Here is a 15,561-nt window from a genome sequence, read left to right on the forward strand (position 1 = left end):
GGAGGAACCTATGGGGCGGCCGAGCGATTTCGCTACGTGGACAAGGGAGTTCGCGGCGAACGCGGTGACGCGCTCTGCCGCGGGCGATCCGGAGTGGGGCGCGGGCGCACGACTCGATCCGGTCCTGGCCCGCAGCGTGCAACGGTTTCAAGTCGGCGAGAGCGGCGACGGCGCGAACCTCGTTCGCAAGGCCGAGGCCGCCGGTGATCCGGACTACGCGGCGGCGACCCGCCTGTTCGTCGCCGAGGAGATCAACCACGCCCGGCTGCTGCGAAATCTTCTGCTCTCCGCCGGCTACGAGACGATCTCATCCCATTGGACCGACGCGATCTTCGTGCGATTGCGCCGCGCCCTGGGCCTGCGCCTCGAACTGATGGTGCTGTCCATCGCCGAGGTCGTCGCCCTCCGCTACTACCGCGCGTTGCGCGATGGCACCACGGATCCGGTCACCACCGCAGTGGCCCGGCTGATCCTCGATGACGAGCTCCGCCACGTTCCCTTCCATTGCGATCGCCTGCGCCTCGCCTTCGCCCCGACACCACGCCCCGTTCGATCGGTCCTGCTGCTCGCGTGGTGGCTGGTCCTACTCGGCGCGACCCTCGTCGTCGCCCTCGACCACGGTTCCGCTCTCCGTCGATTGGGCGTCACCCGAACGGATTTCGCCCGCGACGTGATCGCGCTGTTCCGCGACGTGGTGGCCGAGACCTCTCGACCCGGCGCCGCCGCGCCGGTCCCGAAGTCGCTGACTCCGGGACCGATTCGCCCACGGGGTCAGAGCCCGGCGCAACTCGCGCCGGAGACTCCGTGATTGACGTAGACGTTGTTCTCGGGGTTGCTGTACTGCTGGGCCAGGATCAGCGCGCCGCCGAGGCTGTTCTTGATGCCGAGCCCGACGTTGAAGTGCTTGCTGCTGTTCAAAGTGAAGCCGTTGTCGGACTGCACGCCGTGGTAGTCGGTCTTCTTGGCCATGCTGCCCGGTACCCGCAGGCACGTGTTGCCGTAGATCACGATGTAACCGGTGGAGAGCACGTACATGGCCTGATTGGTCCAGGCCCCCATGGGCAGCGCCGTGGCGCGCGTATTGTGCGCGGCGTCGTACGGATTGATGATGCCGATCGCGGCTCCGGTGTTGTTGTGGATCCACGTGTACACCAAAGACGCTTGCGCGGGCTGCATTTCGGGCGCGGCCTGCGCCGCCCCCGCACCCATGGTCGCGGCGGCGACGACCAGGATCGCCGCGGTGAGGAACTGCACGAACTTCTTCATCTGCTCTCCAACGCCGAGCCGTACCCTCGCGATTCGGTCTGGCGAGAGCAAGCTACAACAAGATCACTGTAAAATGCTGGCGTTTAACACTATTCGTGCGTCGAAGATCCTGATCGACCTCGTCGCCACCAGCCTGCATCGGAGTCGACCGCTCGCTGCCGTTGCAGCCAACCTGCTCCGGCAAAGCCGATTGCGAGCACCCCGCTCCGGGATGAGCTGATTCGACCTGAAGTCGATCAAAAAAGCTCATGCACAAGGGAATTGGGCATCATCTACGACTGAACTGTGCCTGGTTCGGAGGTGTACCCGGACGCGGCCTCGGTCGTCGCCTTGCCACCCCCGGCGGCGAGCTGGGAACCCCATCATCGTGAGTTGTTGTGCGCGAAGGCTGTTCGGTGCCATGCGCCGCCGACGCTGTCGCGGTGGTTGGCCGCGCCGTACGCCCGCCGGACAGAGCGTATCCCGAGTGGATGCAGTTTCCGTTGCCGCGCACGGCCACCAGCTCGTTCGGGGAGATGCGGCAGAGGGATCGCGACGGTCGGGCGGGTGCCGGTTACAGCATCGCGGCCGGGGTGGCGGCGACCAGGCCGCCGTCGATGACGAGGTCCTGGCCGTTGATGTAGGACGCCTCGGGGGAGGCGAGGAAGGTTACGGCCGCGGCGACGTCCTCGGCGGTGCCGAGGCGGGCCGCGGCGACGGTGGCGACCACTTCGGCGTGGGCTGTGGGAGAGACGTTTTCGTGGAACATCGGGGTTTCGATGTAGCCGGGGCTGACCGAGTTCACGCGGATGCGGCGGGGAGCCAGGTCGGCGGCGAGGGTGTGGGACAGGTTGTGGATCGCGGCCTTGGTGGCGGAGTAGACCGTGGCGCCGGGGATGCCGCGGTGCAGGGTCCAGGACGCGTTGACGACTATCGCGCCGCCGTCGGTCAGCAGCGGAAGAGCCTGCTGGATGGTGAAATACACGCCCTTGAAGTTGATTCCGACGATGTGGTCGAAGCTTTCTTCGGTCACCGCCTGGACGGGGTCGAAGACGCCGACACCGGCGTTGGCGAAGACCACGTCGAGCCGGCCGAAGCGGGCGTCGATGGCGTCGAAGAGGGCCGCGCGGTCGGTGGCGTTTCCGATATCGCCGGGGACTGCCAGAATGCGTTCGGTCACAGTGGCTTTCGGATCCGCGGGGTCATCGATGTCGACATGTGCCGTGAGTTCGGCTGCCGCCGCGTCCAATCGGACCTTGTCGCGACCGGTGATCACCACCTGGGCGCCTTCGGTCAGCAACCGTCGCGCCGTGGCGAGTCCCATGCCGCTGCTGCCGCCGGTGACGAGAGCGACGTGGCCCTGGAATCGGGGAGTGCTGTTTGTCATGCGTTTCAGACTGCGCGGCGCGCGGGCGGCGTGACAGTGTGCGGTCATCCCGGGTGTGGCACCACCAGGGTGTTCGATCGCTGTTCCAGCATCGCCGAGACTGTGGTTCTGAATCGTGGTTGAGTCTGAATACTGTTGTATCACAATGGAATTGGGCTATTGCAGGTGGCTATCGAGGAGTAGAATAGGGGTATGAATTCGGGAGGGGAATCCAGCATCGCGCACCATGTTGAAGGACATGGCGTCGCGGTGGAGGGCCTGCTCGAATCACCCCTGTTTTCCTCATCCGATGACCAGGTCATCGCGATGATGCAGAAGCTGGAAGAGGACTACCGCAAACTCGAAGCGGTGAAGCAGCGCTTCGCCCTCGAATGCGCGGCACGAGGACTGCCCGCGCAGGCCGGGATCAAGAGCCCCATCGTGTACCTGCAACAGACCCTGCGGATCTCGCATTTCGACGCTGCCGCTCGGGTGCGGAACGCCGACCGGCTCTCCACCGTGTCCGAAGGCAGTTTCCATCGGCCACCGGTGTTCCCACACATCGCCGCAGCCCAACGTGCCGGGGAGATCTCCGCCGAGCACGTGCAGGCGATCGTGAAGGTCCTGGACCGGATCCCCGCCAGTGTGGAACCGAAGCTCAAGGAACTCGCTGAACGCTCCCTGACCGACTTCGCGCGCACCGGCGACCCCAAGGGTGTGACCACACTCGGGGTGCGGGTACTGGCATACACCGACCCCGATGGGGTGTTGACCGCGGACAACGACCGCCAGCGGATGCGCGGCATCTGCATCGGACGCCAGCGCGCGGATGGGATGTTCCCTATTTCGGGTTTGCTGACGCCGGAGTTGGGTGCGGTGTTCATGCCGATGTTCGCCAAGTTCGCGCGACCCGGCATGTGCAATCCCGATGATCCCGAGAGCCCGCACACCACCGCAGAACTCGGGATCGACACCGAAACCGAGACCGACGACAGTGACGCCGACACAGCCACCGTCGCTGCTCGTGCGGTGCTGCGGGCTGCTGCCAAGCGTGATCACCGCAGTGAAGCGCAACGCAATCACGATGCGTTGCTGCGGTTCCTGCACCCCGATATGGGGCCCACCAAACTCGGCTATCACCGGGGGCTGCCGGTCTCGACTGTGGTGACCATGCGCCTGACGGACCTCGAGCAGCGTACCGGGCTCGCGACCACGAATACCGGTGGCACACTCTCGATCACCGAAGCGATCAAACTGGCCGCGCGTTCCACCCCGTACCTGGTGATCGTGGATGCCAACGGCCGCCCACTGCACCTCTCACGCGGTCAACGCCTGGCATCGGCAGAGCAGCGCCTCGCACTCACCGCAGTCGAACGCGGGTGCACCCGCCCTGGATGCGACGCACCCGCCACCCGCTCCGCCGTCCACCACATCACAGAATGGGCTGACGGCGGCGAAACGGACATCGAGAACCTGACATTCGCGTGCGATGCCTGCCATGCACAGATCAATACCGGCCCGAACGGCTGGAAAACGATAGTCATGCCCAATGATTCGGAGAATCCGGGCAAAACCGGGTGGATACCACCACCGCACATCGATCCCGCTCGCAGACCTCGGGTGAATTTCCGTCATCACCCGCGTGTGCCGAGTCCTTCGGGGATTCCGGGTATCCCAGCGCGGCGACTCTGCTAGAGCACTGCCTCCAGCCGGAGCCAAAGCCCAAAACTCAAGAGCGGCGTTGGTGTTCACTCCAGTGGCCGACGTAGCCCGAACCCGCACGCACCGTGCGCCTTCCAGCGGGGTTCGGGAGGACAAGCAAGAGCAATGAGGCAGTGCTGGTTACTTCGCCTGCCGTACCCGACTTCGGCTCCCCAGTTGGGAGCGCGTTCGCCCTTCCAGCGTGGCTGGATGGCTGTGGGAACCTTCTCGAGCTCTACAGACACAAGATCCGTCATCGCTGAATGCTGGTACAGCCTTAGCGGGTGATTGTGGTGAGCGGTAGTCGATTCGAGGCTCGCTCTTACCCCCGCTAGTGGTGGATCACGTTTATCGGCCCGGGAGGGCTGGTACCGCCGTCGAGGCTCCCAACCCGGCCACGCTGCTACTCCGTTATCCAGGCTGCTTTGCCCCGGGAGGGCTGGAACCGTAGTCGAGGCTCTCAACCGCACTCCGCTGGTTCTCGTTATCCAGGCTGCTCTCCCTGGAGGGGGCTGGAACCGCAGCTCGACCCCCGACCGGTCCCCGCTGGTTCTCGTTATCCAGGCAGCTCTCCCAGAGGGGACTGGAACCGCAGCCCGACCCCCAACCGACCCCCGCGGGGTGTCTCGTTATCCAGGCTGCTCTGCCCGGCAGGGCAGGAACCGCAGCCCGCCCACCCCAACCGCACCCCGCTGGTATCTCGTTATCCAGTCGTCCACCAACGCAACCACTCACCCAACGACCCGACATCCGGCCACGCACACCCCTAAACAACCCCCACATCCAACTCGACAAGCCGCTCAGCAGTCCCACTCTCCGGCCGAGGATGATAAAGCTCGAGAAACCACGACGGCTGATCCGTGACCGCCAACGTCGTGGTGTCGAAGTGCAGCTCGCCGGCCTCCGGATGCGTGATCGCCTTGACCCCCTGCCGCGGTACGGCAACGTCGTGCCGAGCCCACAGTGCCCCGAAATCCACACTGGCGGAATGCAGTTCGGCGATCACACGCTCGAATTCCGGATCCCCCGGCGACTGAGCGGCGTCGGCTCGGAAAGCCGCCACGACGGCGGGTGCGGTTGCTTCCCACTGCGGATGAGCTGCCCGGTAGCGCTCGTTGGTGAAGAACGAGATCAAGCAGTTGTGGTCGGCGTCCCCGTATCCGAATACCGCGCGGGTCATCGCGTTGATAGCGAGGATGTTCCAGTATCGGTCGCGCAGTAGCGCGGGCCCCGCTGTCCACGCGTTGATCACTCGCCGCAATTCCGGCCCGACTCGCGTACTTCCGTGCCGCCCCGGTGGCGGTGCGGTGAGTCCCGCGAGCGTGAACAGATGTGCCATCTCGGCATCGTCCAATTGCAATGCCCGCCCGATGGCGCGCACGACCGATCCCGATACGTTGATGTCTCGCCCCTGCTCGAGCCAGGTGTACCAGGACACTCCGACTCCGGCCAGCAATGCGACTTCTTCCCGCCGCAATCCCGGCGTACGCCTGGTTCCGGTGGAGACGATGCCGACATCGGCGGGTGTGAGTCGAGCTCGCCGCGTGCGCAGGAAGTCTCGGAGCTGCTCTCGGCGCAACTCGCGCGCCGCCTTGGATGTGCCGGCCATATCGGCTGCAACACTAGTGGCCCGGCGCTTACTCCGGTCCACCGCACGTGCCCGCGAGGTCGCGTTTCGAATCGTTCGGCTACGTGACCATCCGACCTGCGATCGAATCCGGTGACTACGCGACAGCGCCCGGCCGGGGATGCCGGCCGGGCGCTGTCGAAAGGGGGAGATTCGTCGAGGTCAGGAGACCGGGACGGTGTCGGCTACCACCTTGCCGAAGTCGAGCTTCACGATCTGGTCGGCGAGGTGGAAGTACCGGTCGTCGTGGGTGATCACGATGACCGTTTTGCCGCGGGCCTTCAGGTCGGCGAGGATCTCGGTGTAGAAGACCTCGCGGAACTTGGGGTCCTGGTCGGCGGCCCATTCGTCGAACAGATAGATGGCGCGATCTTCCAGCAGGGCGGTCAGCAGGGCGAGGCGTTTGCGCTGGCCCTGGGACAGGTCGATGGTCGAGAGTTTCCCGTCCTTGACCGTCACCTTGTGGGCGATCTGCAGTTCCTCGAGGTAGTGCTGCACTTCGGCGTCGATGCCGGGGCGGTCGAAGCCCAGGTAGTCCTCGAAGAGGTGGAAGTCGGTGAAGATCGCCGAGGCGTTCTGCCGGTACCACTCCACGTTCTCGTGGTCGATGCGTTCGCCGTTGAGGGTCATGGTTCCGATTCGCGGCACGTACAGGCCGGTGATCAGTTTGGCGAGTGTGGATTTGCCACTGCCGTTGCCGCCCACGACGAATGAGATCTGACCGGGCTCGAAGACGAGGTCGATGGGCCCGAGTTTGAAGCCGTCGCCGTTCTCTTCCAGCGGTGGGTGCCCGAGCGGCGCGGGCCGACCGTCGTGCCCGCTGTGCTCGACGAACCTGTGCCCGTTGACATCCGGGCCGGGCGGTCGTGTTCCACCGCGATGCGGCGGGTGGCCGCCGGGGTGCCCCGGCTGTCCGCCGGGACCGGCGGGATGTCCGCCCTCGGGTCCGCCGGGATGTCCGCCGGGACCGTTCGGCGGTGCGCCCGCACCCTCGGGATGAGCCGGTGCTCCTGCCGGATGCCCCGGGGCACTGCCCTTTTCGGACTTCGCTCGCGCGCCGGGCCGCGGTGGCCGGCCACCCGGATGCGGTCCGGTGCCCTCGGGCGCTCCCGGCGTCGGGAACGGTGACGGCGCTTCGGACCGGTAGTTGTACCCGACTCCCGCCAGCTCGAGTCGCGCCGAGGTGACCGCTGGCCGTTCGGTGTACGGCAGTTCGTCCTCGTTGTGCATGGTCTCCATGGACAGGTTCATGCCGCGGATCTTGGCCAGTGCCACGTCGCCGCGCAGCAGGTCCGGAATGCGGTGCATGAAGTTCTGCATGGGCATCGACAGGAAGGTGGTCACCAGCACGTATCCGAACATGACCGGCCCGGGCACGTTGAGCGCCTTGGCGATCACGAACAGGATCAGGCCCATGGTGGCCAGCTGCAGCAGCTGGCCGAGCCCCTGCCCGATCGAGAATTTGGACGCTGCTTCGATGTTCTGTCCGCGCAGGGCCTGCGCTGATCCGAGCAGATGCCGATCCATGAAGTCGCGGCGCCGGCCGCGGTGCAGCTTGAGTTCCTTGATGCCCAGGGTCACGGCCTGGAAGGAACGCAGCAGCACGTCCTCGTTCTCGCGGGCCTCCTGGTACAGCCTGCGCACTCGCTTGAGGAAGATCTCGACGCAGGCGATGCCGACGAGCGTGCCCGCCACCGTGATGGCGAAGATCGGCCCGGACAGTACGAGCAGGAAGACGAAGCAGCCCACGATGGTGGCGACGTCGACCACGATGCTCGGAATCGCCGTCACCGCTTGGGAAAGCGCTCGCACGTCCTCGGTCAGCGTGGCCATGAGCCGGTGCATGCCGAGCCGTTCCAGGTGCTCCAGCGGAGCCGAGACGATGCTCGAGCTCAGCTCCGCGCGGAGTCGGTAGATGGCGTCCTGCGCCAGCCGGATCAGCAGCACCTGCGACAGCACGCCGCTCACCAGGATCACCACCGCCGTGAGGGCGAAGTTCCCGACATGGACGTACGGCGGCGGTTCCGGCGAGACGATGCCGCGGATCAGCATCACCAGGAAGGTGTTGGCGATGCCGCATACCAGGCCCGTGGCGGTGACCGCCGCGATCCGTACCCACGAAATCGAGATGAGGAATCTGATGAGTTGCATTGTTACTGCGCTCTTTCGGAACGAATGTTCGCGTCGATGCCGGCGGTTCAGTGCCGGACGATGTCGAACAGGATGCCCTCGAGCGTGACGCCCGGGGCGAAGGAGAACGCGACGCCGGTGGAGATCGGCTTGTCGGACTCGACCTGGGCCGCCATCTGCTCGAGCACGAAGATGAGCGACACGCTCAGCATGTTGCCGTAGCGCGCCAGCACATCCCAGCTCACCGCCGCGGCCTGCTCGGCATCGATGCCCAGCGATTTCGCGGACTCTTCGATGATCTTCGGGCCGCCCGGGTGGATGGCCCACAGATCGACGTCGGACTTGCGTAGTCCGTGCCCGCGCAGCATGTCGGTGATGACCGGATCCACCCCGCGGTAGATGTACTGCGGCAGGTTCTCCGACAGTTCGCAGGTGATGCCGTTGTCGTTGACGCCCAGGACGATTCCGTCCTCTGCGTCGTCGAACAGGTGGCTGAAGCCGCCGCGGATGACGATTTTGCCGGGGGCCAGCTGCTGATGCACCTGGCCGGCGCCGATGACGACCGCGCCGCAGCCGTCGCCGAAGAGGCTGTGCGTGATGACGTCGTTGATGTCGTCGTCGAACACCGCGTTCACCGAGCTGAGCTCGAGGCAGATGACCATGGCCTTCTTGTCCGGGTGTGCCCGAACGTAATCCACCGCGGCGCGCATGCCGTTCATCGCGGCCGCGCAGCCCATGAAGTTGATGACCATCCGGTTCACGGTGGGGGACAGTCCGAGCTGCTTGACCACCGCGACGTCGACCCCCGGTGCGATGAAGCCGGTGCTGGTCACGAAGATCAGCATGCCGAGATCGGCTGCGGGGTCATCGATTCCGGCGATGGCCCGGCCCGCTACGTCGACCGCGAGCGGCACCGCGTGCTGGTAGAACAGGTTCATGCGCTCGCGAATGGTGGCCGGTCGCTGGCTGAACGGCAGGAATTCCGGATCCAGCGGATCGATCGCCAGGCGCCGGGTGGTGATCCGGGTCTTCTGGTAGACCCGCGGGATGCGCGCCTGCTGGGCGGGATCGGTGAATCGCTCGGCCACCCGGCGGGCGGCCTCGGCCTGATCTACACTCGGTGCGGGCGAACCCGTTGCGATGCTTTCGATTACGCCGACGGTGGACGGCGGCGCCGGCGGCAGCACCCGCTCGACCAGCCCCTCGACCCGGTCGTAGCGCTCGCTCGAGCCGTGGTGACGGTTCAGAGCCTCGGGGCGCGCGGCGCCCTCGTCAATGGTGATAGACACGAAATTACTCCCCTTCTTTCGATAAAGATATTGCGCTGCTGCGCTATTGCGTTAACGACCGGCGAAATCGATTCAGACAGTGCCGATTCCGGAGAAGCCCTGGGCGGTATAGACGACACAGGTCTTCAAGGCCGATGGCGCGAAATGCTCGCGGAAGAAGCCCCACTCCCGTTCTTTCGCTTCATCCGAGGCCGCGAGAATGTACGTTCGGATCTGCTTCGGAAAGCGATCCGTGAAGAAACTCTTCGCCGGCAGCCATTCAACATCGAATTTGGCTGCCTCTTCGCGCAATACGTCCTCGGTGGCGATATTGGCGAAGCCACTGCGCTGATAGGGCAGCACATGGTGGACTCGGTGCGAGCTCAGGCCCGCGGACAGGAAGCAGTCGACGTAGCGATTGCCGATGACCTTGAGGTCGTAGGCCTGCTCGAGCTGATTGATGCCCCAGTCCTCGGTATTGGTCTCGATGTGCTCGGTTTCCACTTCGAAGTCGTGGCTGGCCACGACCAGGAAGGTGCTGATCCACATCGTGAGCACGAATTGCAGTGCCCAGGCCCAGAAGTCGCCGGCCAGGGTGAACACTACGAGCTCGCCCACCAGCAGGAAGCGCACGCCGAAGGATCCGATGAAGTGCGGCAGCGCACCGCCCCAGGTGCCGTACATGTCCTTGATGCCCACCTTGCGGGTGAGGCGGCAGACGTCCAGCAGGCGCATGATCATGCCGGTCACGGTGTGCCCGAACTTGTGCATGGTGTGCACCGGAACCCGGTACAACCTGGGGATTCGCATCATCATGGTGAAGACGTTCTTCTTGATGTCGACTTCACTCTGGGTGTGCGGGTGGTGCAGCAGCGCGTGGCCGTCGGCGGTGACGAAGGCCAGTGCGACGTAGTTGAGGTCGAAGGCGTTGACCCAGATCTTGTTCATGCCCTTCTGGGCACGGTGGATCGCGTAGTGCCCGAATCCGGCCAGTGAGCTGCGCAGCAGCACCATCGCGATCACGAAGACCGGCAGCGGCATCCAGCTGGTGTCCCACAGTCGCAGGCCCTGCACCGCGAAGTACAGCACCGCCAGGGTCGCCACGACGACGTTGAAAATCTTGTCCATGCGCTTGACGCGCGCGGCCAGTGTCGGATCCTTGAGCCGCTTCTTCACCTGATGCAGCAGGTCGTTCTTATTGTCGAACTGGTACTTGGGGGTATCGCGCCAGCTGTCGAAGCCTTCCTTGAACAGGAAGTCGGGCGCGTTCGCCTTGGGGTGAATGTCCTCCGGCAGTGCCTGTCGATCGAGCGAGTAGCGCTCGATCAGTTTGGCGATGCCCTCCGGATTCTTGTGGTACGAACCGATAATCGAGGTGATGTCCCGATTCTTGGTACGGCCGATGAAGAACTCGCCGCCGGGATGCTTGGAGATCCAGTCGCTCAGGTCGTAGGCTTTGCCGTTGTAGACCCAGACGTTCGACACCGGAGGCGGACCCGAGGGCGGAGGTGGACGGAGTTCCCGCTCCTCAGTTTCCGGGCGGTCGTTCGTCATCTCAATCCTCCATGTCTGACCGGCTGCCTGTCGGGCCGATCAGGGTTCCTAGCTACCCCTGATGCCTAACGCACACACCGCATTCGAGCGTTGTGTGGTTATCGTGCGTGTAGCGCCTTGCATTTCACTGAATAAACGCTTGCGCCGCCTCGAGCGGCTGTGTGATCTTGCGGCGCGGTCGTGCGATCTCGCGGCGGCCGGACGCCACCGCGGCCCGAGACGACAGCCGGTCCGGGACCGCGCACGACAGTCGTTGCCGCCGTGGCGCTTTCCCGGACCGGTGCTCCGCGTGGGAGCGAGCAGCTAGGACCTAGCCGGCGGGCTTGACGACGTTGACGTCCTTGCCCCAGCCGGAGAGGGTCAGCTTGATGTTGCCCGAATCCTTGGTGACGACGGCGCGAACCAGGTTCGGGCCGGTGCCGGGGGAGGCGTCCGCGGAGGGACGAGCCGCGACCGAGGTGGTCGGCGGCGCGACATCGGCGATCCACAGGGTGATCGGCAGGACGCCGGCCTGCTGGCCGATGCGCGGGACGACCGGGTCGATGACCGAGGAGTCGATGGTGCCGGTGACCCGGACGGTGTTCACGCCGTCGATGGTCTCGCGGGCTTCCACCTTCGGGTTCTGCACCTGGGCGATGACGTGGGCGATGCCCTTGTCCTTGTCCAGGATCACGCCCGGATCGTAGATCTTCTCCGCGGGGCCGACGGGGGCGTACTTGGAGCCGTCACCGGCGTACAGGGTCTTGTCCACCACGAGGAACTTGGTCTCGGTCCAGGTGGTGTCGCCTTCCTTGACCCGGACCTTGGCCTCGCCGACCGCCTGGCCCTCACCCTGCGGCTGGTTGGTGATGTCGGCCTTGACGTAGTCCACCGGCAGGTTGGGGATGTCGGTGACCTTGAGGTCCAGGTGGACCGACTGCAGGGTCTGGGTGGTGCGCGAGCACTCGGCCACCAGCTGGCCGCCCTCGGGGAGCGGGCCCGTGGCGGGAGCCGAAGAGCTGGTGCTGGATTCGGAGTCCGAGGTGCAGCCCGTCACCAGTGCGCCGAACAGGGCCGCCGCCGCGACCATGGCCGGGACGAGTGCCCGGCGACGCCGATGGGAGCCGGTCCCGCGGGAAATGGAGTCAATCATGTACAACCCCCGAAGAGTTCGTGATCTCGGTATGCGGGCGGCTGCCGCCACCCGCGTCGTAGTATGCAGCACCCGAGATGCATTCCGCATGATCGGGCGGCACACCGGCATCCAACCAGGGTGGTCGCGAACGCGCCAAGGCTTTTGTCGCGGGTGTCGCGAAACCCATTCCCGGATGCTTACTTTCAGGTGGTAGCGAGAATTGGGCTATCGGTCGGCAATAGCGTTTTTCCAGCGCTGTCGACCGCGCTGCAATGTCGAACAGGGGCACTCCCCGGATATCAAGCAACTGTTCGGCAATCACCACGAATCCGCACCCCCCGGTGGGTTCGGCGGCGGCGAAGCGTGGGTCATGGCTCGAGCATGGCACGGCCCACCGACAGGCTCTCCGCGCCGGATTCGCGGCCACGAATGGTCTTGCGACCGAACATGTGTCCATGCTTGCGGCCGCCGTGTCCCGAGGGTAACCTGCGTCACAATCAAACTGAAACCGAATCGTACCACTTTAAGTCCGGAGCGAGGGAACGACAATGACGACGACCCGCCGAAACCCTTGGGGCCGTGGCGCTTTCGCGGCCGGCCTGTGCGCCCTCGCCGCCGCCGCGCTCTCCGCGCCCGCGCAGGCCGCCCCGGCCGACGGCGGCGCGGAATACGTCGCCCTCGGCGACTCCGGCGCGGCCACCACCGGGATCCAGAAGTTCGACTCCGGTGCGCCGCTGCAGTGCATCAGGTCCACCGCCAACACCCCCAAGCTGGTCGCCGCGGCGCTCGGGGTGCGCCTGGACGATCGCAGCTGCAGCTCGGCCAAGATTCCGCACCTGACCACCTCGCAGGGCGCGGGCATCGCGCCGCAGTTCGAGGCGCTGGGCCCGGCCACGAAACTGGTGACCGTGCACATCGGCGCGAACGACGCGTCCATGACGACCTACATCCTGAGCTGCCACCTGGGCGGGGTGAAGCAGTGCGCCGATCCGGCGTGGGACGACAGCATCGATGCGATCGCCGGCTCGTACGCCGCTGCGCTGCAGCAGATCTCGGCGCTCGCGCCGAACGCGAAGATCTACGTGGACGGCTGGCCGACCTACGTTCGCGACGGTGGCTGCGCCGACCTGCCCGGCCTGCGCCCCCAGGACGCGGCCGTCGTGCAGCGGGCCTTCGACCGGCTCAACACCGTTGTCGCGCGCGAGGCCGCCGCCAACGGCGCGACCTACATCGACACCCGAGCCGGATCCGTCGGCCACGACATGTGCGCCGCGCCCGGCGCGCGCTGGTTCGATCCGCTGCTCGCGACCCAGACGCTCATTCCGTACCACCCGACCCTGGAGGGCATGAGCGGCGTCGCCGACATCATCGTCCGCGCGATCCGCGCGGACGGGAACTGAACCGGTCGCGACTCGGCGGCCGGCGGAGCCGAACTCAGTAGACGGGGCCGGTGTACTTCTCGCCCGGTCCCGCGCCCGGCGCGTCCGGGTGTGCCGAGGCTTCGCGGAACGCGCGCTGCAACGACTGCAGGCCCTCGCGAATCGGACCGGCGTGCGGGCCCAGGTACTCCACCGACGCGGTGACCAGACCGGCCAGTGCGGTGATGACCCGGCGCGCCTCGTCCAGATCCAGATGCGGGCTCGCGGACGGATCGGCCTCGCCCAGGCCCAGCTTCTCCGCGGCGGAACTCATCAGCATGACGGCCGCGCGGCTGATAACCTCGACCGCCGGGATCTCGGCCAGCTCACGCACGGCCTCGCCCTCGATGAGGTCCGATTCCCGCTCGTTCAAAGACGCCTCGCTCATGGGTAGAGCATGGCATCGAGCAGGTTGTCAATGGTCGAGGGGGCTGCCGATTCGGCGGTTCGGCCCGAGGCTGTTAGACTCTCCTGCGACGACCGCCCCGGACTCCGGTTCAGGGCATCAAGTGGAGCCCGACTCCCACCGTCTGCCGGTCTAGAACCAGGTTTACGGTCCGGTCGCTCACCTTTTTCTGGTGAGTCAACTGTATGGGTTTGCCCTGTACAGGCGCGATGCGAGTAGTTTGCGTCGCGGACCGGTCGACTCGGGCCCCGTGTTGGAGAAATACCAACCCGGGGCTTTCGTGTTGAAATTGGGGTTGCAGTTATTGCTTGCGGTCGTTGACGAACCGCTTGACCTAGGAGGCCCCATCAGCACTGAGACTCGCATCAACGATCGCATCCGCGTACCCGAGGTCCGCCTCATCGGACCGGGTGGTGAGCAGGTCGGGATCGTGCGTGTTGAAGATGCACTACGCGTCGCCATGGAGGCCGACCTCGACCTGGTCGAGGTGGCACCGGACGCGCGTCCACCCGTTTGCAAGATCATGGACTACGGCAAGTTCAAGTACGAGACCGCGCAGAAGGCGCGTGAGTCCCGGAAGAACCAGGTCCAGACCGTGATCAAGGAGCAGAAGCTCCGACCGAAGATCGACGATCACGACTACGAGACCAAGAAGCGCAACGTCGTTCGCTTCCTCGAGGCCGGATCCAAGGTCAAGGTCACGATCATGTTCCGTGGTCGTGAGCAGTCCCGGCCGGAACTCGGTTTCCGGCTGCTGCAGCGGCTGGCCTCCGACGTCGCCGATCTCGGTTTCGTCGAAACCTCGGCCAAGCAGGACGGCCGAAACATGACCATGGTCCTCGCCCCGCACAAGGGCGCGAAGACGCGGGTGAAGGCTCAGAACGAGGCCAGCTCGGCACCGCAGCGCAGCAGTGCGCCGGCGCCCGCGGCCCCGGCCGAGGCTCCGGCTCCCGAAGCCGCTCCGGCTCCGGCTGCCACCCCGCCGCAGTAATAACGAACAGCATTGGCGGAAGCGCGCTTCGGCGCGCCTCCGGCACGAGACAGATTGAGGATTCCATGCCGAAGATGAAGAAGCACAGCGGCGCCTCGAAGCGATTCAAGGTGTCCGGTGCGGGCAAGCTGCTGCGTCAGCAGGCGAACCGTCGCCACCTGCTCGAGCACAAGCCGTCCACCCGGACTCGTCGTCTGGACGGCACGGAGGTCGTCGCGAAGGCGGACGTCCCGCGCGTCAAGAAGCTGCTCGGCCTCTAAGGCTGCGCAAGCACCTCGCGTTCTCGAACGCCATCCCCGACTAACTTCGGGCGCGAAAGCTGCGCCCGCCCAATCGATCAAGGACTGACAAGTGGCACGCGTCAAAAGGGCCGTCAACGCTCAGAAGAAGCGCCGTTCCGTTCTCGAGGCCTCCAAGGGCTACCGCGGCCAGCGCTCGCGGCTGTACCGCAAGGCCAAGGAACAGCAGCTGCACTCGCTCACCTACGCCTACCGCGACCGCCGCGCGCGCAAGGGTGACTTCCGCAAGCTGTGGATCGCTCGTATCAACGCCGGCGCGCGTCTGAACGACATGACCTACAACCGCTTCATCCAGGGCCTCAAGGCCGCGGGTGTCGAGGTCGACCGCAAGATCCTCGCCGAGCTGGCCGTCTCCGACGCCGCCGCGTTCGCCGGTCTGGTCGCCATCGCGAAGGCCGCTCTCCCGGCCGACGTCAACGCCCCGGCTGCGTAAGCTGCCGCT

General features: G+C 65.7%; 15 protein-coding genes. 6 read left to right on the forward strand and 9 right to left on the reverse strand.

Annotation, left to right across the window (positions count from 1 at the left end; translation table 11 throughout):
• The first annotated feature begins 64 nt into the window (after positions 1-64).
• Positions 65-808 carry a ferritin-like domain-containing protein gene (locus tag ABZ319_RS19425; protein ID WP_354987815.1) on the forward strand — a complete coding sequence of 248 codons (744 nt, stop codon included), beginning with the start codon at positions 65-67 and terminating at the stop codon, positions 806-808.
• Here the strand turns inward: ABZ319_RS19425 and ABZ319_RS19430 are convergent.
• Entirely contained in the window at positions 772-1,266 is a 495-nt protein-coding gene (locus ABZ319_RS19430; RefSeq protein ID WP_354987816.1) for a hypothetical protein, read from the reverse strand. The two genes, ABZ319_RS19425 and ABZ319_RS19430, sit on opposite strands and share 37 nt — an antisense overlap.
• A 553-nt stretch (positions 1,267-1,819) precedes the next feature.
• Positions 1,820-2,632, reverse strand: a complete 813-nt coding sequence (locus ABZ319_RS19435) for a glucose 1-dehydrogenase (protein ID WP_354987817.1) — start codon at positions 2,630-2,632, stop codon at positions 1,820-1,822.
• A gap of 192 nt (positions 2,633-2,824) precedes the next feature.
• Between ABZ319_RS19435 and ABZ319_RS19440 the strand changes: the two genes are divergently transcribed.
• Positions 2,825-4,306 (forward strand): DUF222 domain-containing protein, encoded by a 1,482-nt coding sequence (locus ABZ319_RS19440; RefSeq protein WP_354987818.1) that lies wholly within the window; start codon positions 2,825-2,827, stop codon positions 4,304-4,306.
• Between the two features lie 772 nt (positions 4,307-5,078).
• Here the strand turns inward: ABZ319_RS19440 and ABZ319_RS19445 are convergent.
• The 6 genes from ABZ319_RS19445 to ABZ319_RS19470 all read right to left on the reverse strand — a co-directional run bounded on the left by ABZ319_RS19445 (position 5,079) and on the right by ABZ319_RS19470 (position 12,330).
• A complete protein-coding gene (locus ABZ319_RS19445; protein WP_354987819.1) occupies positions 5,079-5,921 on the reverse strand; it encodes a helix-turn-helix transcriptional regulator in 843 nt (280 codons plus the stop codon).
• Between the two features lie 180 nt (positions 5,922-6,101).
• Positions 6,102-8,090: an ATP-binding cassette domain-containing protein gene (locus ABZ319_RS19450; protein WP_354987820.1), complete on the reverse strand. Its 1,989-nt coding sequence runs from the start codon at positions 8,088-8,090 to the stop codon at positions 6,102-6,104.
• Positions 8,091-8,137: 47 nt separating this feature from the next.
• Positions 8,138-9,268, reverse strand: a complete 1,131-nt coding sequence (locus ABZ319_RS19455) for a 3-oxoacyl-[acyl-carrier-protein] synthase III C-terminal domain-containing protein (RefSeq protein WP_354987850.1) — start codon at positions 9,266-9,268, stop codon at positions 8,138-8,140.
• Positions 9,269-9,430: 162 nt separating this feature from the next.
• Positions 9,431-10,891 carry a fatty acid desaturase gene (locus ABZ319_RS19460; protein WP_354987821.1) on the reverse strand — a complete coding sequence of 487 codons (1,461 nt, stop codon included), beginning with the start codon at positions 10,889-10,891 and terminating at the stop codon, positions 9,431-9,433.
• A 310-nt stretch (positions 10,892-11,201) separates the two neighbouring features.
• Positions 11,202-12,023 carry an LppX_LprAFG lipoprotein gene (locus ABZ319_RS19465; RefSeq protein ID WP_354987822.1) on the reverse strand — a complete coding sequence of 274 codons (822 nt, stop codon included), beginning with the start codon at positions 12,021-12,023 and terminating at the stop codon, positions 11,202-11,204.
• Positions 12,016-12,330 (reverse strand): hypothetical protein, encoded by a 315-nt coding sequence (locus ABZ319_RS19470; protein WP_354987823.1) that lies wholly within the window; start codon positions 12,328-12,330, stop codon positions 12,016-12,018. The genes ABZ319_RS19465 and ABZ319_RS19470 overlap by 8 nt, the downstream gene beginning before the upstream one ends.
• Positions 12,331-12,553: 223 nt before the next feature.
• Here ABZ319_RS19470 and ABZ319_RS19475 point away from each other — a divergent pair, with 223 nt between their 5' ends.
• Entirely contained in the window at positions 12,554-13,405 is an 852-nt protein-coding gene (locus tag ABZ319_RS19475) for an SGNH/GDSL hydrolase family protein (protein WP_354987824.1), read from the forward strand.
• Between the two features lie 34 nt (positions 13,406-13,439).
• Here ABZ319_RS19475 and ABZ319_RS19480 read toward each other — a convergent pair whose 3' ends face one another.
• Positions 13,440-13,811 carry a DUF1844 domain-containing protein gene (locus ABZ319_RS19480; protein WP_354987825.1) on the reverse strand — a complete coding sequence of 124 codons (372 nt, stop codon included), beginning with the start codon at positions 13,809-13,811 and terminating at the stop codon, positions 13,440-13,442.
• A gap of 313 nt (positions 13,812-14,124) precedes the next feature.
• Between ABZ319_RS19480 and infC the strand changes: the two genes are divergently transcribed.
• From infC to rplT, 3 genes are all read left to right on the forward strand, one after another.
• Positions 14,125-14,820: a translation initiation factor IF-3 gene (gene infC / locus ABZ319_RS19485; protein WP_354987851.1), complete on the forward strand. Its 696-nt coding sequence runs from the start codon at positions 14,125-14,127 to the stop codon at positions 14,818-14,820.
• 65 nt (positions 14,821-14,885) lie between these two features.
• A complete protein-coding gene (gene rpmI, locus ABZ319_RS19490) occupies positions 14,886-15,080 on the forward strand; it encodes a 50S ribosomal protein L35 (protein ID WP_354987826.1) in 195 nt (64 codons plus the stop codon).
• A 91-nt stretch (positions 15,081-15,171) separates the two neighbouring features.
• The gene (gene rplT, locus ABZ319_RS19495) at positions 15,172-15,552 is read left to right on the forward strand and encodes a 50S ribosomal protein L20 (protein WP_354987827.1); all 381 of its coding nucleotides are present in this window, start codon (positions 15,172-15,174) and stop codon (positions 15,550-15,552) included.
• The last annotated feature ends 9 nt before the right edge of the window (positions 15,553-15,561 follow it).

Source organism: Nocardia sp. NPDC005978, assembly GCF_040614455.1.
GTDB lineage: Bacteria > Actinomycetota > Actinomycetes > Mycobacteriales > Mycobacteriaceae > Nocardia.

What these genes read in the sequence shown, in the direction of transcription:
- ABZ319_RS19430 (WP_354987816.1), bottom strand. Translation starts at nt 1,266, where the DNA reads ATGAAGAAGTTCGTGCAGTTCCTCACCGCGGCGATCCTGGTCGTCGCC.
- ABZ319_RS19435 (WP_354987817.1), bottom strand. Translation starts at nt 2,632, where the DNA reads ATGACAAACAGCACTCCCCGATTCCAGGGCCACGTCGCTCTCGTCACC.
- ABZ319_RS19440 (WP_354987818.1), top strand. Translation starts at nt 2,825, where the DNA reads ATGAATTCGGGAGGGGAATCCAGCATCGCGCACCATGTTGAAGGACAT.
- ABZ319_RS19445 (WP_354987819.1), bottom strand. Translation starts at nt 5,921, where the DNA reads ATGGCCGGCACATCCAAGGCGGCGCGCGAGTTGCGCCGAGAGCAGCTC.
- ABZ319_RS19450 (WP_354987820.1), bottom strand. Translation starts at nt 8,090, where the DNA reads ATGCAACTCATCAGATTCCTCATCTCGATTTCGTGGGTACGGATCGCG.
- ABZ319_RS19460 (WP_354987821.1), bottom strand. Translation starts at nt 10,891, where the DNA reads ATGACGAACGACCGCCCGGAAACTGAGGAGCGGGAACTCCGTCCACCT.
- ABZ319_RS19465 (WP_354987822.1), bottom strand. Translation starts at nt 12,023, where the DNA reads ATGATTGACTCCATTTCCCGCGGGACCGGCTCCCATCGGCGTCGCCGG.
- ABZ319_RS19475 (WP_354987824.1), top strand. Translation starts at nt 12,554, where the DNA reads ATGACGACGACCCGCCGAAACCCTTGGGGCCGTGGCGCTTTCGCGGCC.
- ABZ319_RS19480 (WP_354987825.1), bottom strand. Translation starts at nt 13,811, where the DNA reads ATGAGCGAGGCGTCTTTGAACGAGCGGGAATCGGACCTCATCGAGGGC.
- rpmI (WP_354987826.1), top strand. Translation starts at nt 14,886, where the DNA reads ATGCCGAAGATGAAGAAGCACAGCGGCGCCTCGAAGCGATTCAAGGTG.